This is a genomic window from Acinetobacter sp. LipI_19, assembly GCF_058242925.1.
In genome coordinates this window covers 3,471,875-3,492,346 of sequence record NZ_JBZAYK010000001.1, presented here as the reverse complement: position 1 = coordinate 3,492,346, position 20,472 = coordinate 3,471,875, and the positions used below count along the sequence as shown (strand labels likewise).

Annotated in this window: 21 protein-coding genes; 9 read left to right on the top strand and 12 right to left on the bottom strand. The window is 37.2% G+C overall.

Translation table 11 applies throughout. The features are described 5' to 3' along the window. Positions 1 to 28: 28 nt before the first annotated feature. Together AC4CVF_RS16795 and AC4CVF_RS16790 are read right to left on the bottom strand one after the other, a co-directional pair. Positions 29 to 586: a hypothetical protein gene (locus AC4CVF_RS16795; protein ID WP_336952248.1), complete on the bottom strand. Its 558-nt coding sequence runs from the start codon at positions 584 to 586 to the stop codon at positions 29 to 31. Positions 587 to 615: 29 nt separating this feature from the next. Then, on the bottom strand, positions 616 to 1,392 hold the full coding sequence (locus AC4CVF_RS16790; RefSeq protein ID WP_336952246.1) for a class I SAM-dependent methyltransferase: 777 nt from the start codon (positions 1,390 to 1,392) through the stop codon (positions 616 to 618). Between the two features lie 89 nt (positions 1,393 to 1,481). Here AC4CVF_RS16790 and AC4CVF_RS16785 point away from each other — a divergent pair, with 89 nt between their 5' ends. After that, the gene (locus AC4CVF_RS16785) at positions 1,482 to 2,771 is read left to right on the top strand and encodes a hypothetical protein (protein ID WP_336952245.1); all 1,290 of its coding nucleotides are present in this window, start codon (positions 1,482 to 1,484) and stop codon (positions 2,769 to 2,771) included. Between the two features lie 77 nt (positions 2,772 to 2,848). Here AC4CVF_RS16785 and AC4CVF_RS16780 read toward each other — a convergent pair whose 3' ends face one another. Continuing rightward, positions 2,849 to 3,292: a hypothetical protein gene (locus tag AC4CVF_RS16780; protein ID WP_419819673.1), complete on the bottom strand. Its 444-nt coding sequence runs from the start codon at positions 3,290 to 3,292 to the stop codon at positions 2,849 to 2,851. Positions 3,293 to 3,413: 121 nt separating this feature from the next. Then, on the bottom strand, positions 3,414 to 4,517 hold the full coding sequence (locus tag AC4CVF_RS16775) for a fatty acid desaturase (protein WP_336952242.1): 1,104 nt from the start codon (positions 4,515 to 4,517) through the stop codon (positions 3,414 to 3,416). A gap of 82 nt (positions 4,518 to 4,599) precedes the next feature. On the opposite strand from AC4CVF_RS16775, the gene AC4CVF_RS16770 reads away from it, so the two are divergent. Next, entirely contained in the window at positions 4,600 to 5,298 is a 699-nt protein-coding gene (locus tag AC4CVF_RS16770) for a TetR/AcrR family transcriptional regulator (RefSeq protein ID WP_056516975.1), read from the top strand. Positions 5,299 to 5,333: 35 nt separating this feature from the next. Then, on the top strand, positions 5,334 to 6,290 hold the full coding sequence (locus tag AC4CVF_RS16765; RefSeq protein WP_419819672.1) for a 2-hydroxyacid dehydrogenase: 957 nt from the start codon (positions 5,334 to 5,336) through the stop codon (positions 6,288 to 6,290). A gap of 151 nt (positions 6,291 to 6,441) precedes the next feature. Here the strand turns inward: AC4CVF_RS16765 and AC4CVF_RS16760 are convergent, their stop codons facing one another. Next, the gene (locus tag AC4CVF_RS16760) at positions 6,442 to 7,095 is read right to left on the bottom strand and encodes a hypothetical protein (RefSeq protein ID WP_490789732.1); all 654 of its coding nucleotides are present in this window, start codon (positions 7,093 to 7,095) and stop codon (positions 6,442 to 6,444) included. 205 nt (positions 7,096 to 7,300) lie between these two features. After that, positions 7,301 to 8,014 carry a hypothetical protein gene (locus AC4CVF_RS16755; protein ID WP_336952239.1) on the bottom strand — a complete coding sequence of 238 codons (714 nt, stop codon included), beginning with the start codon at positions 8,012 to 8,014 and terminating at the stop codon, positions 7,301 to 7,303. A gap of 313 nt (positions 8,015 to 8,327) precedes the next feature. Here AC4CVF_RS16755 and AC4CVF_RS16750 point away from each other — a divergent pair, with 313 nt between their 5' ends. Then, positions 8,328 to 8,720: a hypothetical protein gene (locus tag AC4CVF_RS16750; protein WP_336952238.1), complete on the top strand. Its 393-nt coding sequence runs from the start codon at positions 8,328 to 8,330 to the stop codon at positions 8,718 to 8,720. A gap of 53 nt (positions 8,721 to 8,773) precedes the next feature. Here the strand turns inward: AC4CVF_RS16750 and AC4CVF_RS16745 are convergent, their stop codons facing one another. The 4 genes from AC4CVF_RS16745 to AC4CVF_RS16730 all read right to left on the bottom strand — a co-directional run bounded on the left by AC4CVF_RS16745 (position 8,774) and on the right by AC4CVF_RS16730 (position 12,874). Beyond that, positions 8,774 to 9,157, bottom strand: a complete 384-nt coding sequence (locus AC4CVF_RS16745; protein WP_419819669.1) for a hypothetical protein — start codon at positions 9,155 to 9,157, stop codon at positions 8,774 to 8,776. A 171-nt stretch (positions 9,158 to 9,328) separates the two neighbouring features. Continuing rightward, positions 9,329 to 11,398, bottom strand: coding sequence for a glycine--tRNA ligase subunit beta (gene glyS, locus AC4CVF_RS16740; protein ID WP_490789731.1), 2,070 nt, complete (start codon positions 11,396 to 11,398; stop codon positions 9,329 to 9,331). Then, complete coding sequence (glyQ, locus tag AC4CVF_RS16735) at positions 11,398 to 12,375, bottom strand: glycine--tRNA ligase subunit alpha (protein ID WP_004718182.1); 978 nt, start codon at positions 12,373 to 12,375, stop codon at positions 11,398 to 11,400. The genes glyS and glyQ overlap by 1 nt, the downstream gene beginning before the upstream one ends. A 106-nt stretch (positions 12,376 to 12,481) precedes the next feature. After that, positions 12,482 to 12,874: a hypothetical protein gene (locus AC4CVF_RS16730; protein WP_336952235.1), complete on the bottom strand. Its 393-nt coding sequence runs from the start codon at positions 12,872 to 12,874 to the stop codon at positions 12,482 to 12,484. Positions 12,875 to 13,289: 415 nt separating this feature from the next. On the opposite strand from AC4CVF_RS16730, the gene AC4CVF_RS16725 reads away from it, so the two are divergent. Further along, positions 13,290 to 14,600, top strand: a complete 1,311-nt coding sequence (locus AC4CVF_RS16725) for a tetratricopeptide repeat protein (protein ID WP_490789730.1) — start codon at positions 13,290 to 13,292, stop codon at positions 14,598 to 14,600. A 56-nt stretch (positions 14,601 to 14,656) separates the two neighbouring features. On the opposite strand, the gene AC4CVF_RS16720 is transcribed toward AC4CVF_RS16725, so the two are convergent. Next, entirely contained in the window at positions 14,657 to 15,175 is a 519-nt protein-coding gene (locus AC4CVF_RS16720; RefSeq protein ID WP_336952233.1) for an exonuclease, read from the bottom strand. A 153-nt stretch (positions 15,176 to 15,328) separates the two neighbouring features. On the opposite strand from AC4CVF_RS16720, the gene AC4CVF_RS16715 reads away from it, so the two are divergent. The 3 genes from AC4CVF_RS16715 to AC4CVF_RS16705 all read left to right on the top strand — a co-directional run bounded on the left by AC4CVF_RS16715 (position 15,329) and on the right by AC4CVF_RS16705 (position 18,892). After that, complete coding sequence (locus AC4CVF_RS16715; RefSeq protein ID WP_490789729.1) at positions 15,329 to 16,813, top strand: FAD-binding oxidoreductase; 1,485 nt, start codon at positions 15,329 to 15,331, stop codon at positions 16,811 to 16,813. A gap of 439 nt (positions 16,814 to 17,252) precedes the next feature. Further along, positions 17,253 to 17,669, top strand: a complete 417-nt coding sequence (locus tag AC4CVF_RS16710; protein WP_419327036.1) for a lysozyme inhibitor LprI family protein — start codon at positions 17,253 to 17,255, stop codon at positions 17,667 to 17,669. A 122-nt stretch (positions 17,670 to 17,791) separates the two neighbouring features. Beyond that, entirely contained in the window at positions 17,792 to 18,892 is a 1,101-nt protein-coding gene (locus AC4CVF_RS16705; protein ID WP_336952230.1) for an HPP family protein, read from the top strand. Between the two features lie 90 nt (positions 18,893 to 18,982). On the opposite strand, the gene AC4CVF_RS16700 is transcribed toward AC4CVF_RS16705, so the two are convergent. Then, a complete protein-coding gene (locus AC4CVF_RS16700) occupies positions 18,983 to 19,243 on the bottom strand; it encodes a PspC domain-containing protein (protein ID WP_004718168.1) in 261 nt (86 codons plus the stop codon). Positions 19,244 to 19,568: 325 nt separating this feature from the next. On the opposite strand from AC4CVF_RS16700, the gene AC4CVF_RS16695 reads away from it, so the two are divergent. Continuing rightward, positions 19,569 to 20,240 carry a hypothetical protein gene (locus tag AC4CVF_RS16695; RefSeq protein ID WP_336952229.1) on the top strand — a complete coding sequence of 224 codons (672 nt, stop codon included), beginning with the start codon at positions 19,569 to 19,571 and terminating at the stop codon, positions 20,238 to 20,240. Positions 20,241 to 20,472 lie beyond the last annotated feature (232 nt).

Here is a 20,472-nt window from a genome sequence, read left to right as displayed (position 1 = left end):
ACAAGAGCAGATTAAAGCATTTGTTTTTTTATCTTTTATCGGTCAATTGTTTCCAATGATCAAGTTGCTCATCAGCACTTAACATTTCTCCCATACCTTTGACTGCATCACTTGGATTTTTCAGTTCCCCATCTGCAGATTGCTTTTTCTCATCATAGACTTTGGCTTGATTTTCCCAATATTGATAGCGTAACCCTTGAATATAGCGTCCTTGTTCGGTTTTTAGATCCAGCTCTTTGAGCATATTCAGTGCAGATTCAATACCATCACGTTTAAGCTGACGATCTATTTCTTCAGTAAGGCTTCCATCAGAAGCACGTTTTTTAAGATCAGCTTCTAAAGCATTATTATTTTCAGTAAATTTTTGATCATATTCTTCAAGCAATGCAATATCGTGAGCATCGTCTGGTGTACTTGGAAAGGTTTTAATCGGTTTGGTTTTCAATTGATCCATGATCTCTTGAGAGGCATCTTTGGGTTCAGATGAATTATTCTGCTGTGGGCTATCTTTAGGAGAACATGCTGCCATGAAAACGACTGATGTGAGTAAACCTGAAAGGAGTAAAGGGCGAAGTATTAAATTCATGATAAACATTCCTCATTAAAGCGTTTCGATTAGCGCAGTTTCCTAAAGTTATAAACATAGGTAACGTAAGGGAAGTCTATTTCATCTTGCGCATGTTTACCCGTATATTCCAAGACAATATGTTCGAATTTGTGTTTTAGCTTGAGTTGTTCTTGTTTAGACATCGCAGCAATAAAACTGGTGGATAATAATCGCTTGCTCACTACATTTTCTACGGTTCCAGTTTGTACTTGTGAAAAGACTTTGGCTGTTTCAAGTTGGAATAAAAATTGATTTTCAAACACCAATTTCCACTGGCCACTATGGTAACGTGGCGTGTCATCTTCGATTGTTGCGAGCAAATCTGCCAATGCTTTAACCCAGTCTATCGTCTCATCACGCTGGTTCCAGACCAAACCAAGATGACCATTCTGTTTTAAAATATGGTGAATTTCATTCAAAGTTTCAATATTGGCAAACCAGTGAAATGACTGCGCGCACAAAACAGCATCAATACTTTCAGATTTTAACGGAATTTGATCACTCTTTGCTTGAAGCGTTTGCACATCAGGATGTACTATTTTCAATTGTTCCAACATTTCTGTGACGGGCTCGACAGCAATAATATTGGTCGTTGCTTGTTTGAGGTAAGGGAGAAATTTTCCAGTACCTGCGCCTAAGTCAACAACACTTGAATCTGAGCCAAGGGCTAAATCTTCTTTTAACCATTTGACCACATCTTGTGGGTAATTGGGTCTGACTTGTTGATAAAGTTCTGCAGCAGTACTGAAGCCTTTTTGAGCAGCAGGATGTAAGGAATGTGTCATATTTTGCGCTTTTTTATCTGACTAGACTCTATAAAATATGACACTTGATGCAATCAATAGGCAAGTGCCTATTTATTTAATTTCAGCCAATGATAGAGCTAATGCTCGGTGTGCGAATGGATAAGCAAATAATTTTTGAAGATGATCATATTAGAGCAATCTATTTACAAGGCGATTCTGACACTTTAGTTCTGTCATTTGGTGACTTGATTTCTAGAGCCAAAGGACTTTCCATCAATGCTGAAAAGTCTTTGATGAAATATAACTATGCTGTGGTCGGGATTATGCCAAAACAGAAGTCTTGGTTTCCTGCTTCAAGCATGGTGGCATTGTTAGAGCACCTAGATCCCATTTTAAAACAATTTAAAAATATCGTGGGTTATGGCGGTTCGATGGGTGGCTATGCGGCAATCAAATATGCCAAAGCTTTAAAAATGAATCGTGTTGTTGCCATGGTTCCGCAATATTCTATCGACCCTTTAGAGGTTGAGGACAAGCGTTATACAGATTTCTATGATGCTGAATTAAATGCGGATATGCGTATTCAGGCACAAGATATCGTTGCAGACTGTGAATACATCATTGTTTATGACCCTTATTTTGAAAATGATAAAGAACATTATTTAAAAATTAAGCCATTGATCCCTCAATTGCATACGTTACATTTACCGTATACTGGTCATGATGCGATTGCAGTTTTAGCCAACTCTGCGTTACTGCATGATTTTATTGAACGTGAATACGATCAAACTTATTTTTATAAGCAGATTCGTGAAGTAAAGAAAAACAGCAAATTTTATTATCGTAGTGTGATTGCTCACTTATTGGGGACACATAACGAAGCTTTGGGTAAAATTCTAAAAGGTACAGATATTCAACTGGATAGTACTTTCTTTGATGCCAGTTTAAAGCAGACCATTACTCGTATTTTATTGACCAATAAGCGAGTGGATGAGCAAGATTTGCAGAAACTGGGTATTCAAGTCAATTTTGCTTTTGAAGATAAAACGCAGCTACAAGACAGTTTTGGCAATATTTTAGTATTTAACGTGATCACACAAAAGCTAGAAAGCTATGATCAACAAGTAATTGATGTGAATGGAAAATACATTATTCCATTACATGTTGAAAATAATGGTTTGGCACAGGTAGAAATCAAAAAGCAAACCTATTTGATTTGTATGAATGATCGCCGTGTGACCAAATTATTTAAGCAAGATGAAGCTTTGTCTTTGGATATGAATCCAATTGTGATTAAAAAAACCACAGACTTTTATGTGTTGACCTATAAAAACTTTTATATGAGTTGTGATATTCAAGGTTTGGTGAGTTTTGATGATGAAAGCTTAAATGAGTTTTGCCACTTTAAGGTTGCTTAAAGTCAGCGGTTGAGCTGAAACACCATCTGGTGTCTAACGATTTGACATTTGAGCCATTTAAATAGACAGATGCAGCTTTAGTTACATTGCTTTAAATAGGTGATTGGAAATAACGCGCTATATTTTTTAAATTCATTTTGAACCTCTAAGTCACTGACTTTATAGACTTCGCTGGAATGTTGATAAATATCAGTCACTGCTGCCAGAGAACCTTCTTCACCGTTTTTATAGTGATAACGGAAGGTTTTTTGCGTGGCATGGAGCAGTTTTTGCTTCATGGATGGTTGATGAAGGAAAGTATAATTAAACACACGATTTTCCATTTCCAAATAATATCGAGCTTGAATACGACAACCCCGATTTAATTTAATCAGTTTAAATTCATTTCCCTCAGAACTTCTAAACTCAGCTTCATCCACGTTATTCATCGACTGTAAAACATATGCTTTTGCATAGACTGGTGAATATAAGCCAAAACAAAGCAGAGCGAGCATAAGTGACAGATAAGCTGTCCAATTCATTGTAAGATCTTTTTTTTGATTGTTTAATTCACTATAAGGCGTAATCAGGTGTTTTAAAATATAAAAGATCCATGCCAAAGGTTTTTATCAACGAATAAGACGAAGATATCAGTTATCAAGTTTAGAACCTACGATTCGCTCGTTTAAACGTCCCAAAGTCATTAAAACGGACCCCATTTGCTTGCATCACTGGATAGCAGTCTTGGGCAATGGCTTGACGAATATAAAATGGATCACGTACAACAAAATGGTGAATCGCATGTGTACCAGCAAAGTTAAAACAAAAGGCCTGTAAAGGTTTCATCCGCCAATCTGTCCAGACCTGACACTGCTGAACGATATTGCCATCTTCAACATCGCCATAATAATGCATATTGGAACTGGTAAAATGCAGACTTAAGGTGCGTAAGAAATTTGGTGCTGCAATGCTAACGGCATAAAACTTTGTGGTTTTGTCTGCAAGTCTCCATACGCTATTTTTAGGTTGCGCTATGCCCGCGGCTTTCATTGCCAATTTGGCAGCATTGATCAATAAGAAACCATGCCATAAGGCATAATGAATATGTCCAAAGGGTGCATAACTCGCAGAAAGTTTTGCTTTTAATTTGAGTTTAGCGGCTTGGGATAAATGCTTTTGCGCATGAATAAAACGCTTGGTGGTTTTCATCATGGTGATGGGGCGTAAATAGATCGCCAACATATTGTCACCAGTCATCAGCAAACGTTTTAAGCCCCATTGATCACCATTGTTAATACCGCGTTCTTCTAAATCTGTTTTAGTACCCGATGATTTGTGGTGATGTAAATGTACCTCGCGACGTATCCACGGGTTCACGGTACTAGGGCGAAAGGCGTAAACGGCTGCCAACATGGCATCATTGATTTTTTTGTTTTTACGGTAATACATTTGGTGAATAAGATCATGCTCTAGTTCATGTAAGAGCGACATCCAAAATGCAGAAAGCGGAATTGCCACGTACCAAGGCATTTTCCCACGAGTGTATTGTGTTATATTGAAAATAATCCCTGTTACAGCTGTTGCAAGGATGGCTAGGCCAATTTGGTCTTGGTGCTGAACCAGCCAAGGATGACGTTCGCGTAATTGATTTCCAGCTTCCAAAATTGCTTTGCGAATTCGGTGGCTACGTTGTTCATCTTCTGGATCAGCAAAAAGTTTAGTTTTGCTTTGTATGGACATTTGTACATCGGAAAGGGGTAAATTCATCTCCGGTTTCCTCTATATTTTTGTAGTACTACAAGGAAGTTTTTAAAACCAACATTTGTTGGTTTTTATGAGAGATTATCTGATGATTAAAATAACGTCAACGTCAGTTTTAAAAAAAATGACGAAAAAGGTGAGTCAACCAAAACAAGAACGTTCCCAAAAAAGAATGGATAAGATGCTGGCAACCACGCAAGAGTTACTGTTATCCATTGGAATTGAAAAGATTTCGATTCCCGAGATTGCCAATGCATCTGGCGTTCCACGGACCAGTATTTATCAATTCTTTCCGACGAAATACGATATTTTTCGTCACATTGCACTGACGCATTTAAACGATTTAGTTAAACAACTCGGACAGGCGGCTGTTCGAGTGTTGACGGAAAATCCAAATGCACCGATAGAAGTATACGGGCAGTTACTCTCAGAAAGTATGATTCGTACCACAGCCAAATATTTTAATGAATCTGAAACAGCAAGCTTGTTGATTTTAAGTGGACCTTTTACCCGCCAAGCTTATCTGGAATACCAAATAGAATTAAAAAAAGTCAGTCATGGCGTACGAAAAGCACTGGAAATGATTAAAGTGGATGAATATGTACCTCAAGAGCCAGATACATTGACGATTTTAATGGAATTGGTTTTTACTTGTATGAAGCATGGTTATTACAACGAAAGCTATATTTCTGAAGCCATTATTCAAGAGGCCTACCGTATGACCAATGCATACTTACTGGCTTTAAAGAATAATTCTTTTGGTTTTCCAGAAGCATCTGCTTCATAAGCGTAAAACTGGCTCTCTATCATTAAGGAAAAGCAATGAAAGCTGTATTTTTAGATTATGAATCTTTAGATAAACAGGATTTGGATTTTGGTCAGCTAAAAGCAGCTTTTGATGACTTAATACTTTATCCATCGACCACAGCAGAGCAAGTTCTAGCACGCATTCAACATGTAGACGTGGTGATCAGCAACAAAGTGATTGTGAATGCTGAGGCGATGGAGCAATGTAAAAATTTAAAATTAATTTTGATTTCGGCCACGGGGACCAACAATATTGATTTAGATTTTGCACGATCAAAAGGTATTGTCGTGTGTAATTGTCAGGGCTATGGCACATCTGCAGTTGCACAGCATACACTGACGTTAATGTTGGCATTAGCGACATCTTTACTCAAATATGAGCATGCAGTTAAACAAGGCGAATGGAACAAATCGCCAATTTTCTGCTTACTGGATTTTCCAATTGTTGAATTATCTGGGAAAACTCTTGGCATCATTGGTTATGGTGAGCTGGGTCAAGCGGTTGCCAAGTTGGCAGAAGCTTTTGGGATGAAAATTTTGGTCGCATCATTACCCAATCGACCAACGCATAAGGATCGAATACCTTTTGCCGAATTGCTTGCGCAAGTCGATTTTCTTTCTCTACATTGTCCTCTAACAGATGAAACACGTGATTTAATTGATAGCCAAGCATTTGATAAAATGAAAAAATCTGCATTTTTAATCAATTGTGCCCGAGGTGGTATCGTTAATGAACAGGCTTTGGCCGATGCATTGAGACAAGGCAAAATTGCAGGTGCGGCAACTGATGTACTTTCTGTCGAACCGCCGACACACGGAAATGTATTACTAGCAGAAGATATTCCAAACCTGATTATCACACCGCATAGTGCGTGGGGCAGTGTAGATGCACGTCAACGTATTGTGAATCAAATGCTTGAAAATGTTGAAGCATTTAAGCAGGGTAAAGTGATTCGTCAAGTGAATGAATAAAGGCCCTAATTTAAAAGCACAATTAAAAAAAGGTGCGATTAAAAGGTAGAGTTAAAAACATTATTAAATAGCGATATTCGTTTTACTGCTATCACCTTGAGCATAGGTAGCGCAAGGTGTGGCGTGCTAAGAATTAAGTGTGTTTAACTGATTATCTTGGTACACCAACCTCATCATCTGTTGAACTTTGCGTATTGGTTGATTTGGTATCTTTTAAACCTGTGGTATTGGTGTTGACATCACGCTTTTGCTTCTCGATTGGTAATGACTGTTTTTTAATTTCAGGTTCTTCTTGCCCATTGTTGGGTAATTGATTTTGAACTGCGGGTTGAACAGGTTGTGTGGTGATCGGCGTATTTTGAACGTTTGCTGTAGTTGCAGCAGTTACAGTATTCGTCGTATTGGGTGTGGTCGAAGACTGACTTAAACTGCCTTGTTCAATCGCTACATTTAAACTAGTTTTACCCATTACTCGATCTTTGGTTTGTTCAACCTTTTTTACCGCAGTATCGATGCCTTGGCGGGTACTATCACGAGCCTCGGTGGCTTTTTCAGTGGTATATTTTTTGGTATTTTCAATGGTTTCATCCAAAGACGGTTTAATTTTTTGAATTCCTTTTTCGGTCGCATCACCTACTTTTTCAGCGGTATTCTGTACAGCTTCACCGGTCTTATGTGCCAATACTTTAAAAATATTTGGATTATCACCATATGGCTGGGTTTGATTTTGAGTATTGGTTTGCGCATAGAGTGATGGTGTTGCAAGTATTGCAGTGATCACACATAGACTTTTGATCATCTTCATGATGTTTTGATCCCTTTATGATGATTGTAGCGATTCGCTCAGTGTAGATTGGGGTTATCATACTGTTTTATTTAGATAAAAAGTAAAATTGAAAGAAGAATCCTACAGCAAGAAAACATATGTATACATTGCATAGCATATTACTGGCTGATGTATAAGAAAAGCTCACCTGAGTGAGCTTTTCTAAATGGGCATTAAGTTTAAATTATTTTGTAGCAACCTTAGCGTCTGTAGATACGGCGACTTTAGCGCTACCTACTGGTGTTTTTACATGGGTTTGTGAATTTACTTTTGCACCTGTATTTGCTGGTTTAGGTTTAACTAGATCTTTGGTTTTCTGCCAAGTTTTACTTGTTGCTGATTTGGTTTTGTCTTTTACTTTAACCGCTGCTTCTTTGGTGTTATGCCCAGCTTCAGAACTTAGTTTTTTGGTATTCTCCCACGCACCTTTCGTTGCAACTTTACCTTTGTCTATACCTGTTTCCACACCCGTTCCAACTTTATCAGCAGCATGTTTAGTGCCGTCCCATGCATCTTTAGAAACATCACGGGTCTTATCGACACCTTTTTCTACACCTGTCCCGACTTTATCAGCAACATTTTTAGTGCCATCCCATGCCTCTTTAGAAACATCACGGGTCTTATCGACACCTTTTTCAATTCCTGTACCTACTTTAGCAGCAGTATTCTTAGTGCCATCCCAAGCGTCTTTAGACACATCACGGGTTTTATCAACACCTTTTTCAATTCCATTACCAACTTTATCTGCAGTGTTATGGATACCTTGACCAATGTTGCTTAGAATGCCTCCATTGGTTCCGACTTCAGCAGAAGCATTTGCACTTACATCTGTATTGGCAAAAAGAGGAGAGCTGGCAAGAAGTGCTGTGGCGATCACTGTTGTTTTAAGCATTTTCATAATTAGTTTTATCCTGTACCTGAATGAGTTCAAGTTTGAGTGTTGCCTATAATAATGTGAAATATGTATAAAAATAGTCTTTGAGATAAAACAGCAACAGCTTATCTACAGAGTTTTAACAATAGTGTAAGAATTGTGAATGAATGTTACGACTAAACGTGTTTGGGAGTCTTTGCAATTTTTATTTTTTAAATTCTGATGCTTATAAGAATGTGAGAATGATGATAAAAGAATTTTCTGTAATAATTTCCAGCTTGTTATTAAAACAAAAACGACATAAGCTTTGGGTTAAATTGTTGATTTAATCATCATAATGAAAAATATAATAATCCTGATATTTCTCACCTTTATATTGAGTTTAAAACCGAGTTTTGCCTGTGGTTGTGGCGATGAACTGTCTTCCAGCCATCAAATAATGGGTTGGGGCATTATGGGCGCGGTATTTTTAATTTACTTGATTCCAAGCTTTTATTTTGCAAAATATTTTAAGAAATATCAGCTATTTATTGGGCATTTGATTTTGCCCCATGTGCTAATAATTGCAATGCTATACACAATGATGAATTCGTTTAAATTGGGATTAAATCCAATTTATTATTGGTTTGCTAATTACCTTCCAAATAGTTTCATTTTTGCTGTGATTGGATTGATTGGCGTTCTCATTTGGATATATCCTGTGAATTATGTGGCTAAAAGAGCGAAATAACTTTGTATTTAGCCCTTTTAGCTTCAACGAAGTATTAAAGCGAAGTACTGAGATTAATTACATTTTTCAAGATTTGATATTTTAAAGTTATTTTTAAGTGAGTTGAAGTTTTTTTGCTTTTCAGCATCTTTTGGGTCAAAAACAGTTTGTTTATTTTCGACTTCAGCATCTACATTTGAAAATGCAGAGATGAGCTGATCACCTTTAAAAATCCAATGTTCTGTGGCTTTACCCGTTTCAAAGTTGCCAGTAAATTCGATGACACAGTTGTCTGTTTGTTTGATGAGTTTGGCAAGGTTATGTTTTGTGCTTGGTTCAGCAGAGATATTTTTATGTTGTTCTAAAACAGTTGGAGCGTTTGGATTGGTGAGTGTGGTTGAGCAGGCGGTGAGAGTGATCACTATTAAAGGTATAGATAATAATATTTTAGAATTCATATGCTTTTGATCTTAAACTTAACTTGATCAATTGAGTCTATACAATGTATTGGGAATATTTAGTTTTAGATTGTTAATTTTTATTGTTATGTTTTCATTTATTTATGCGTTTTGGAAAGCGAAAACTAAAAATAAACCCGCTCGGAAGCGGGTTATAATTTATATTTCTACTTAGTGCTGTAACACCGAAATATCTGCAACGCTTGTAAACAAGTCACGTAACTGTGCAAGTAAACGTAAACGGTTTGCTTTGAGTTCTGCATCATCTGCCATCACCATCACATTCTCAAAGAATGCATCAATCGGTGCACGAAGCGCAGCCAACTTAGAAAGCGCAGTGGTGTAGTCTTTCGCGTCCAAAAGTGGTTGAACTGCAGGTTTGATATTTTGAATCTCGGTATAAAGCGCCTTTTCAGCATCTTCAACTAATTTAGCTTCAACAATCTCACCTGTAGGTGCAGCTTCTTTTGCCAAGATATTGGCAACACGCTTATTGGCAGCAGCCAAAGCAGCAGCTTCTGGCAAGTCACGGAAATGATTTACCGCCGTCACACGCTTATCAAAATCAAGTGGAGATTTTGGCGAAAGTGCTTGAACAGCCTGAATCACATCAACAGCAACACCTTGGTCTTCGTACTTAGCACGGTAACGACCTTCAAGGAATGCGACAGCATCGGCTAAAGTCTTCGTATGATCTTTCAATACATCACCATAAGCAGCCAAAGCAAGCTTGATCAGTTCTTCAATCGAAACATCAAGATTATTTTCAATCACCAAACGTAAGATACCAATCGCAGAGCGACGTAAAGCAAATGGATCTTTCGAACCCGTCGGTGCTTGACCAATCCCGAAAATACCTGTGAGGGTATCTAAACGATCAGCAAGGGCAATGGTTGTACCTGTTTTCGTTTTTGGTAGAACATCGCCAGCAAACTTAGGTAAATATTGCTCACCTAAAGCTTCAGCAACTTCATCATTTTCGCCTTCAATACGTGCGTAATAAGTTCCCGCGATTCCTTGAAGTTCAGGGAATTCACCGACTAACTCTGAAGTTAAGTCGCATTTTGCAAGCAGTGCAGCTTTTTCAGCATCAGTAGGATTTGCACCGGTGATTGCAGATAACGCCACAGCCAATTTTGCAATACGTTCAGACTTGTTCCAAAGTGTGCCCAATTGTGCTTGGAAGACCATATTGGCTAATTTTTCTTTGCGAGAAGCAAGTGGTTGCTTTTGGTCTTGTAAGAAGAAAAACTCTGCATCAGACAAACGAGGGCGTACCACTTTTTCATTACCCTCAATGATTTGAGTCGGATCTTTAGACTCAATATTGGAAACAGTAATGAAATAAGGCTGTAATTTATGCGCTGCATTGACCAAGCAGAAATACTTCTGGTTGTCTTGCATCGTGGTAATCAAAGCTTCTTGAGGTACGGCAAGGAAACGTTCTTCAAAGCTTGCACGTAACGCAACAGGCCATTCAACCAATGCAGTGACTTCATCACGCAGGTCCGCAGGAACGATGGCAATCGCATTAACTTCATCAGCCAAAGCTTTAACTTGTTGGTCAATGATCGCTTGACGCTCTTCAAAAGAAGCTACGACATGTGCTGCTTTTAATTTCGGCAAATAATCATCTGAGTTGGTTAATGAAATCGCTTCAGGGGCATGGAAACGGTGACCATAGGTCAGATTGCCCGCTTTATGATCCTGAATCGTTGCATCAATCACATCATTGTCTTTTAACAAGACCACCCATTTCACTGGGCGAACAAATTCAGTCCGGCTTGCCGCAGAACGCATACGTTTTGCGATGGGTAAGTTATCCAGTGCGGTTTGTAAAATTTGTGGAAGTAAAGCGTCAAGACTTTGACCTTTCACATCTTTTAAATAACAAACTTTTTCAACTTTACCCGCTTGGAAAGTTGATACTTGATCCGCAGTAATGCCTTGACCACGCATAAAGCCTTCTAAGGCTTTGGTTGGTTTGCCTTCTGCATCATAAGCTGCTTGTCGGGCAGGACCATCAAAACGCTTTTGAGTGTCTGCTTGTGCACCATCGACATTGACAATTTTTAATGCCAAACGACGTGGTGCTGCATAAGCTTCAATTGAATCAAATGCCAAACCAGCGTCTTTTAAACCTTTAACCGTTTCAGCTTGTAATGCATCACGTAAGGTCTTTAAGCTTTTAGGTGGTAATTCTTCACAGCCAAGTTCGAATAAAACGGTATGTTTAGACATTATTTATTCTCCTCAGCTTTTGCTTCTGCTTCAACTTGTGCCTTTAACTGTGCAAGCACTTCGTCACGTAAATGCGGTTCAGCCATTGGGAAACCGAGTTTGGCACGAGCAGCCACATAGCTTTGTGCAATAGAGCGTGCCAAAGTACGCACACGTAAAATATAACGTTGACGTTCAGTGACAGAAATAGCACCACGTGCATCGAGTAAGTTAAAGCTGTGTGATGCTTTGATGACTTGCTCATATGCTGGAAGTGGAAGTTCCGCTTCCATTAAACGGGTTGCTTCAGCTTCATAAAAATCGAAGAGCTCAAACATTTTTTCAACGTTGGCATATTCAAAGTTATAAGTTGATTGCTCTACTTCGTTTTGATGGAATACATCACCGTAGGTGACTGTACCAAATTGGCCTTTGGTCCAAACTAAATCATAAACTGAATCGACGCCTTGTAAGTACATTGCTAGACGTTCAAGGCCGTAAGTGATTTCACCTGTGACTGGGTAGCATTCAACCCCACCAACTTGTTGGAAGTAAGTAAACTGAGTCACTTCCATACCGTTTAACCACACTTCCCAACCTAAGCCCCAAGCGCCCAATGTTGGAGATTCCCAGTTGTCTTCTACAAAACGAATGTCATGTGTAAGCGTGTCAATACCAATCGCTTCTAAAGAGTCTAGATACAGTTGTTGGATATTGTCAGGATTCGGTTTAAGCACCACTTGGAATTGATAGTAGTGTTGTAAACGGTTTGGGTTTTCGCCATAACGGCCGTCTTTAGGACGACGTGAGGGTTGAACGTATGCTGCGTTCCATGTTTCTGGCCCAAGCGCACGTAAGAATGTTGCAGTGTGGAATGTCCCTGCGCCCATTTCCATATCGTAAGGTTGTAACACCACACAACCTTGTTCAGCCCAGTAGTTTTGTAAGGCAAGAATTAAGCCTTGGAATGTATCAATATGCGATATGGCGCGACTCATGCAGCATCCACTATAAGTATTAGAAAAAATTGGTTCTAAGTATAAGGATTTTGGGGAGGTGTGGCAAAGGTTAGTCTATAAATATTGATTCTTATCGCAGATCAACTTATGTGCATTTTTTCAGATTTTCTTTTGAGATAAAACTTTTCATTTCTTTGGCCTCTTTTCTTATTTTCATTTCCTCAATGTGCTCTTCAATTTTTGCATCTGAAGCATCGCTATTGATTACGGGTTCCGAGCTTGAATTTTCAGATATTAAAATGAGATCTTCCCTAAAAAAAGCCCAATCTTTTTCTATTGTGGGTGTTTTTTTAGAAGTGGTTTTTGCTTTTAAGATACAGATTTTATCTTTTTTAATTAGGGTAAGTTCAAGTGTGCTTGATGGTTCGCCCGTCATTGCAATTTGCTTTGTTTCTAAAATTACGGGTTCATTTGATGTACTACATGCAGCAAGGAAAAACGAAGAAGCTAAAATGATGAAATGGGTTATTTTGTTCATTGGTAAAATTAAATAAGTTAAATTATATATTTGATATTAACATAAAAAATTTATATTCATGAACTTTTTAAAGGTAGAGAGCGCTTCAAAAGCTGAATGTCGGAAGTTCATCATGACGATGTCACAATGCTTCATTCAATGTTAAGTAAATGAATTATTTAGAAATCATAGGGGCGAATTTAGAGGATGATAAAATGCACAAGATCATTATTGGGCTGTAACAAAATTAGAAAGGGCTAATTAAAACTTAATTTTCAAACTGCAGGGTTTTTCAATGCTAGCGGTTCTTGTCAAAATATTGAATAATTTGTTTTAAAATAAAATTAACTAATTGAATTATTTTATATATAATTTTAAAAATACTTTTTTAAAAATTTATAAATTTAATTTTTATATCAAAATGAGCAATCTTAATATGAAAAAATTCAATTATTTTATGTGCATAGCGACTTTAGGTTTTATATCTACAACATCAAATTATGCAGTAAATATAGAAGAAGCCCCTTGTTTCGCCCCACAAACAGCGCCTATTTTTAAAGAGTTTTATCAAATAAATAAAGGATTTGATCAAAAAGTATTGTGGGAGTTGTATGTTCAATCACCCATAGAAGGTTATCCAAATGCAAAAATGATTAATCAAACTTTAGAGACTTTATTTGGTCAATTGGGGCTCTCAGAAGAACAGAAAAAGCAGATGAAACCGACCCAAAAAGATGTATCTGAAGTAGAGCCTGAAGAATTAGAAGCCTATAACCTAATGGTTAAAGCACAAAAATTATATTACGGCGATAAAGTTGCTATTGATCAACAACAGGCTTTTGAGTTGCTGCTTGATGCAGTTGGAAAGAAAAATTCAGAAGCCTATATTTTCTACCCTGTACTTAATCAGCATTGTGCTGATCCAGATAGAAAAGAAACAGCAGTTCGTATATTTCATACCATCGAAAAACACATGGGGGATAATGATGATTATCCTACTCCAATATGGGCATATTTAAGTTATGCCTATGCGTATGGTATAGGCACAGAGGTGAATGAAGCAAAGGCTTTAAAATATTGGAAAAAAGCTTGGCGTATCTATTCGTTACAATTTGATGCAGGTGGTTTTGTCGGTTTTATGATGGGACAAATGGCAGAACAAAAGCCTTATTTAAAAGCACATTTGGGTGAAGCTATGAATTATTACAAAATTGCGACCCGAGCAGATGAAAATAACATTCCAGCACAACAGGCAATTGTAAGATTATTAAAAACGGATAAAAAGTTTGAAGATCTGACTTATGAAATAGAGTTATTTGAAGAAACTGAAAACGCAAAGCATGATCAAGACCCAAAATCTGCTTATTTTACTTTGTCAGAATTATATGCTCAGGAGCAGTGGAAAATTTACAATCCTCAACTTTCAATGGAGTGGTTGGCAAAAGCAGCTGAAGCAGGGCATGAACGCGCACAGTTGAACCTACCACTCTATTATGAGCAAGGGAATTTGATCAAGGCAGATCCAAAAAGAGCGATGGAGTTGTATCAAAAATATTATGAACACGACAATATATTAGTGGGTATCTACTTTTTAGATCGTTTGGAAAATGGAATCAAAGGCATTGGTAAAAATCCTGAAAAAGCGAAGTTAGTTCGTGAAGATTTAACTAAAAAATATCATGCTTTAGGACAAACAGGTGAGATTCCAAAACCTGAAGATTTGCGATTAATGCAGCGAATGTATTAAAAACTTTCTTTAGCAAAGATTAGTCTTGAGTCATGGCTCACTAATCTGAGCTATATCTAAAACTTAATGTTCAATCCATAATCCTTTTTCAATGCCAATAAAGCCTCAGCATTGCCTTTGGCATCGTCAACAGGGTTATGGGTATGTGCTGTTTTGCGTAAATGCTTAAAACTTTGAAAGCTATCTTTGACCAGTCCTTTATACAAACAGCCTAAATTTTGTGAACTAAATCCAAACGGATTACTGCCAGTAAAATGATGAAAGTACCAACAGACAAACATCCAGTCAAAACCATTATTATCGCTAATAAAAATAGGGCGATCTTTACTGACTTTGCTCACCCACTTGGCAAAGTCTTTCATAACATGCTCAGGATTGTTAAAGCTTAGGGTATCTTCACGACTAAAGCCTGAAACTGCGAGAGCTTGAGGAATATAATTCTCGGAAATTGGTTTAAGTAAACCGTAGAATTGTTGATGTAAGTGATCTTCGACCAACACTGCACCTAGCGCAATCATTGAGTAATCACCGGGAATTGGACCATCTGCTTCGATGTCCACCTTAATATAAGCCATATATTTTCCTTATTTTAAGATATTGTTTTTATGCTGGAAGTCATTATAAATGATGATTTTAATCGCTGACAAACTTTATCGGTATTTTGCTTTTTTAATATTTATAGCTTATAAATTATTGAATAAATTTAAAACATTTTTAAATCATTGATTATGCAAAAAGTACAGAAAAACAAACTTTGGCTAAGCCTTCTCCTTATTGTATTGGCAGTTATTTCTATTCCTGCAATTCACCTTTTTAAAACAAAAATCAATGAGCAACAAGGAATTGAGCATATTCCTACAGGCTATCGGGATGATGCCAGTCATCTTAATTTGACAAAAGTGCATAAAATTGTGGATGTTGAAAGTACACCCGAAGTGATTCAACGACAGCTTAAAACTTTGCTTAAATATGCAGCTGAACATCATCTAAAAGTCTCGATTGCAGGGGCTAAGCACAGTATGGGCGGGCATACGATTTACCCTGATGGTATAGCACTGAATATGTTGCCCTATAAACATATGAGCTTTGATGAGAAAACTAATATTCTCACGATTGGCTCGGGTGCAACATGGGAAGAGGCCCTTCGGTATCTAGACCGCTATGGCAAATCAATCGCAGTGATGCAATCTTTTAGTAATTTCTCGATTGGCGGTTCGATCAGTGTCAATGGGCATGGATGGCAAAAGAATTCACCCCCGATTTCATCCAGTGTTGAATCATTTACCTTGATGAATGCAGAGGGAGATATTGTAAAATGTAGTCGTACAGAACATCCTGAACTATTTAAATTGGTAATTGGTGGCTATGGATTATTTGGCATTATTCTCGATGTAAAATTAAAAGTTATTGATAATGTTGCTTTAACATTTCAATCAATTTCAGTTTTACCTGAAGACTATGTAAAGGCGTACCAAAAGATTGTCAGTAATAATCCAAATGTACAATTTGCTTATGGTCGTTTACGTATTTCAGATAAACATTTTTTACAGCAGGCAACCTTAAACTATTTTGAAAAAATTGATAAAAAACCTTTGGCATTATCACAACAACAAAGTAAAAATGCTGAAACCAAGCGAATTGTGTTTCGTGGTTCTGTTGATAGTGAATACGGCAAACGGCTACGTTGGGATCTAGAAAGTAGTCTGAATTCAGTATCGCCTTATGCGACATTTAGTCGTAATGAAATTCTCAGTGAAGATGCCGCCTTGATTGAAAATAAAGATATCCATTCAACCGATCTATTGCATGAATATTTTATTCCAAAGCAGCACTTGGCTCAGTTTATTCAAGATCTCAAGCCCGTTTTAAAAACTAAAAAAGTGGATCTACTCAATATCACGATTCGTGAAGTTGAACATGATCATGATGCATTTATGAATTATGCCCGAGAGGATGTTTTTGGCTTGGTGTTTCTGTTTAATCAAAAGAAGACTGCACAACAAGAGCAGGATATGCAACAACTGACTCAGCAATTGGTTGATATTACACTTAAAAATCAAGGCACATTTTATTTGCCTTATCGCTTACATGTGAGTCGCGACAAGATGCGTTTAGCCTATCCGCAAACGGATGCTTTTTTTAGTTTGAAGAAAAAATATGATCCAGAGGAGATTTTTAGTAATCAGTTCTATCTACATTATCGTGAGTCGTGAATGATGGTCTGGAAAATACTTTTAATAAACCCCAATAACAGCACCCTGCAAATACAGAAATTGCATAAAAAAACCAATCGCTCAATAGTTTCCATAGTGGTGTAGGCAATGATCCAGTAAAAACAAGATAGCCAATGATGTTGACAATTAACCACATCAATAGTGAACCGACGAAAATACTGAAAAAATTAAGCCAATACTGATGTGCAAGCCAAAGTGAAATGACATAAGCAACTGGAATGACTATAACGCAATAAATCAGATAAACGATTAAGCTAATACCAAATATTGTGAGTAGAGACTGTATATCATATTGATGATTCATAAAAAGGAAAAACGCGACCAATAGGATTAAGCTCAGACTGGGTGCTAAAAACAAAGCCTTTAAAATCGATTTATTGCTATATTGAGTCATGATCAAAAAAATAAAGGAATAAATATGATAAAAGCATGCATAATCATGATGATTTTATCTACAACTATTTGTTCAATATCGGCTTATGCAGAACAGAGTGTTGCTTCACCCGATGTATATAACCAATGTGTTGAACAAACTATCGAAAAACTGGCTTTAGGAAACATCAACAATGCTGTGGTTGAATCGTGTAGTAATCAGAGTAGGGCATATTATGAAAAGGAAATTGTCAAAGTTCTCGATCAGATCAAAAAACAGAGCCAGATAGACCATCAGCAAGAACGTTATAACGATATCATGAAATCACAACGCTTATGGAAAGCTTATGTTGATCAGGAGTGCCAAAATGCTGGAAGCTATATTGGTTCACCCATGTATGAGTTTTGTCCAATGCAAGAATATGGGAAAAGACTTGATCAATTGACTGAATATGCTCAGTGAAAAATCAGTGGATGAGAAATATCCTTGGAAAATTTATCCATTTAAGATAGATAATAAATATATCTTATAATCACAACATCGTATAATTCACACTTTAAAACGTGTTAAAGCGCAGGACTGTCGTGTTTCATACGCAACTTGAATGGTTAAATACCTTAAAACCCAATTTTAAAGTTTTACCGCTAAAAGATCGTTTAGTCTGTGGTGTTGGTGCACTGCTTGGATTAGCAGTGTCATCATTGGTCAGTTGGTATGTACTCGGTGGATTTAATGCATGGTATATCGCACCGATGGGCGCGTCCTCGGTATTGCTCTTTGCTGTACCCGCAAGCCCTTTATCACAACCCTGGAATATGGTGGTGGGGAATACCATCGCAGGTTTAGTCGGCGTGACTTGTACCATCTTTATTTCCAATCCAACCGAGGCATTTAGTGTTGCTGTTGCATTGTCGATCTTCTTGATGATGAGTACAGATTCATTGCATCCGCCAAGTGGTGCGGTGGCGATTACTGCCGTGTTGGGTGGCGCTTCTATTCATCAGTTGGGTTATCAATTTATCTTTTACCCAGTATTACTCAATTCAGTCTTGCTGCTGGTGATTGCGATCATTTTTAATCGTATGTTGGGAAAGCAATATCCACAAGTTGCACAGCTCAATACACGTTCTAAGGATCCAACGCCGACACAGAAAGTCACCATTCAACCGCAAGATATTCAAGATGTTTTAGAACAACAGACACAGCTTTTAGATATTAGTGAGTATGACTTACAAAAAATCATTTTAGAAGCACAAGAAAAGGCCAATGCAAGGGCAGTACATCAATACCTTTGCCAAGATATTATGAGCAAAGATGTCATGAGCCTAGATGAGCAAGATGATATTCATCAAGCTTTAGATAAGTTTAAACGTGTGAATTTGATGAGTTTGCCAGTGATCAATACTGATCGGGAGTTGGTTGGTACATTGGCATTGTATGAAATTGTAGAATGGTTTAAACGCGCTGCTGATGCTCGTGCCCCTTGGGAAAATTTGGTCAAACAAATTATGAATCGACAAGTGGTCACTGTACAGCCGATGCAACCAATTCAAGACTTGGTGCCTTATTTCGTTGAACGCTCTTTTAATTATATCCCTGTAGTTGATCATCAAAAAATGGTCGGGATCATTAGTCGCGCAGATATGATCGCAGCATTGCAGCAACAACTAAATAATGCACAATGATACTATAAAAAGATGCGATATAAAAAAAGCTACAGCAGTTTGGGGGAACTGTTGTAGCTGAAAAGGGTAATACCTTTAAATCAAATTCAATTAATGGGTCTTCTCTTCATAAATAGTTCGTACAGGGCGCTCATAGCTTTGCGGTTCATTTAGCTGCAATTTTTGTTTGGGCATAATTAACCAAAGCACCAAATACACCAGAATACCTGGAAAAGCTGCGCTCAAACATGAAACGATCACGAAAATAATTCGCAGCAATGTTACATTCCAACCAAAACGTTCAGCAATACCGCCCATTACACCGGCGATCATATTGTGACGGCTTGAACGATATAAACCAGAATTGGCCATTTAAATCTCCTTAAAATAATTCATCATCATTCATGATTAAAAATTTAAAAATGAATTTATATTATTAAATAGTGGCGTTTCTGTTTGATTCTTCAAGTGAATCACCGATTAAAATTGTTAAGACTGTGTAACAGGGCCACTTAAATCATTAAAAATAATGTAAAAAGTGTCCAAACCTCTGTAGTGGGTGGTTGAGACAAATACGTTTTTTATACTTTTGTAAAAAATACATCATTAAGATTTCGAGAACTGGTGTAACACAATAATATATACGTAGGTTAATATTTGATGTTGCTGGTGCTGTGCAATTGGGTTATTTGGATTTATGTATTTAACTTTTCATAAAGTAAATTTTTTTCGAATTCTAGGTATCAGTATTTGTACAGTACTGAGTGCTTGTGATTCCTCAAAATCAAATGATAAACAACAAGGTACATCTGACACACAAAATTCATCGAGTGAGCTTGCGTTACAAGAAACACCGCAACATGCTCATTCAAGCGAAGGAAAAAAACTAACAGACCTTGCGGGTCAAGCAACTCTACCTGCTGTAGTAGATATGCAGAGTCAAGATCAGCAAAGTGGGGAACTTCCTACAAAAGCTGAGGCATTTGTGGGGCGTTATCATGTACAAATGAGCTGTGAAGATCCATTCGCCAAATGTGATAAAGGCAGTGCAGAGTTTATTATTAACTTACTTCCAGACGGCACTGCACATCGCACCTTTGTTTATATGGGGAAAATAACATACGAAAATAATGATATAAAATCGAATCGTGCTTATCAAAAAAATACTTGGATCTATGATGAGCTAAATCATGAAATCGTGATTAACCGAATTGAAGGGATCCAGTTCTATTATAAAGTGGATGAACAAAATGATTTGGTGATGGATATTGATAAAATTATTAATGGAACTGAAGAAAATCGGCTCTATTTTAGTCAACACCATACCGCACCAACAAAAGCCTATGTGTTAAAGAAATTTGATAATTAAAATATTAGTAGTTAAATAATTGATAATTGAAAAGCTAAACAATCAAAAATAAGATCAAACAATGAGCCTTTATCTAGAATGATAGAATAACCAATACTTGAAGTCAGACCAAAACCTGTTTCAGCCAATGGTACTGAATAGCCTAAGGTTAAGTTCTATGCATGACCTATAAATTCAATTTAGTCATTACTATAATTAATATGGGTTAAGAGACTATCTTTACCCCAAAATA

Coding starts and splice junctions, on each gene's coding strand:
- AC4CVF_RS16795 (WP_336952248.1), bottom strand. CDS start 586: ATGAATTTAATACTTCGCCCTTTACTCCTTTCAGGTTTACTCACATCA.
- AC4CVF_RS16790 (WP_336952246.1), bottom strand. CDS start 1,392: ATGACACATTCCTTACATCCTGCTGCTCAAAAAGGCTTCAGTACTGCT.
- AC4CVF_RS16785 (WP_336952245.1), top strand. CDS start 1,482: ATGATAGAGCTAATGCTCGGTGTGCGAATGGATAAGCAAATAATTTTT.
- AC4CVF_RS16780 (WP_419819673.1), bottom strand. CDS start 3,292: ATGAATTGGACAGCTTATCTGTCACTTATGCTCGCTCTGCTTTGTTTT.
- AC4CVF_RS16775 (WP_336952242.1), bottom strand. CDS start 4,517: ATGAATTTACCCCTTTCCGATGTACAAATGTCCATACAAAGCAAAACT.
- AC4CVF_RS16770 (WP_056516975.1), top strand. CDS start 4,600: ATGATTAAAATAACGTCAACGTCAGTTTTAAAAAAAATGACGAAAAAG.
- AC4CVF_RS16765 (WP_419819672.1), top strand. CDS start 5,334: ATGAAAGCTGTATTTTTAGATTATGAATCTTTAGATAAACAGGATTTG.
- AC4CVF_RS16760 (WP_490789732.1), bottom strand. CDS start 7,095: ATGAAGATGATCAAAAGTCTATGTGTGATCACTGCAATACTTGCAACA.
- AC4CVF_RS16755 (WP_336952239.1), bottom strand. CDS start 8,014: ATGAAAATGCTTAAAACAACAGTGATCGCCACAGCACTTCTTGCCAGC.
- AC4CVF_RS16750 (WP_336952238.1), top strand. CDS start 8,328: ATGAAAAATATAATAATCCTGATATTTCTCACCTTTATATTGAGTTTA.
- AC4CVF_RS16745 (WP_419819669.1), bottom strand. CDS start 9,157: ATGAATTCTAAAATATTATTATCTATACCTTTAATAGTGATCACTCTC.
- glyS (WP_490789731.1), bottom strand. CDS start 11,398: ATGTCTAAACATACCGTTTTATTCGAACTTGGCTGTGAAGAATTACCA.
- glyQ (WP_004718182.1), bottom strand. CDS start 12,375: ATGAGTCGCGCCATATCGCATATTGATACATTCCAAGGCTTAATTCTT.
- AC4CVF_RS16730 (WP_336952235.1), bottom strand. CDS start 12,874: ATGAACAAAATAACCCATTTCATCATTTTAGCTTCTTCGTTTTTCCTT.
- AC4CVF_RS16725 (WP_490789730.1), top strand. CDS start 13,290: ATGAAAAAATTCAATTATTTTATGTGCATAGCGACTTTAGGTTTTATA.
- AC4CVF_RS16720 (WP_336952233.1), bottom strand. CDS start 15,175: ATGGCTTATATTAAGGTGGACATCGAAGCAGATGGTCCAATTCCCGGT.
- AC4CVF_RS16715 (WP_490789729.1), top strand. CDS start 15,329: ATGCAAAAAGTACAGAAAAACAAACTTTGGCTAAGCCTTCTCCTTATT.
- AC4CVF_RS16710 (WP_419327036.1), top strand. CDS start 17,253: ATGATAAAAGCATGCATAATCATGATGATTTTATCTACAACTATTTGT.
- AC4CVF_RS16700 (WP_004718168.1), bottom strand. CDS start 19,243: ATGGCCAATTCTGGTTTATATCGTTCAAGCCGTCACAATATGATCGCC.
- AC4CVF_RS16695 (WP_336952229.1), top strand. CDS start 19,569: ATGTATTTAACTTTTCATAAAGTAAATTTTTTTCGAATTCTAGGTATC.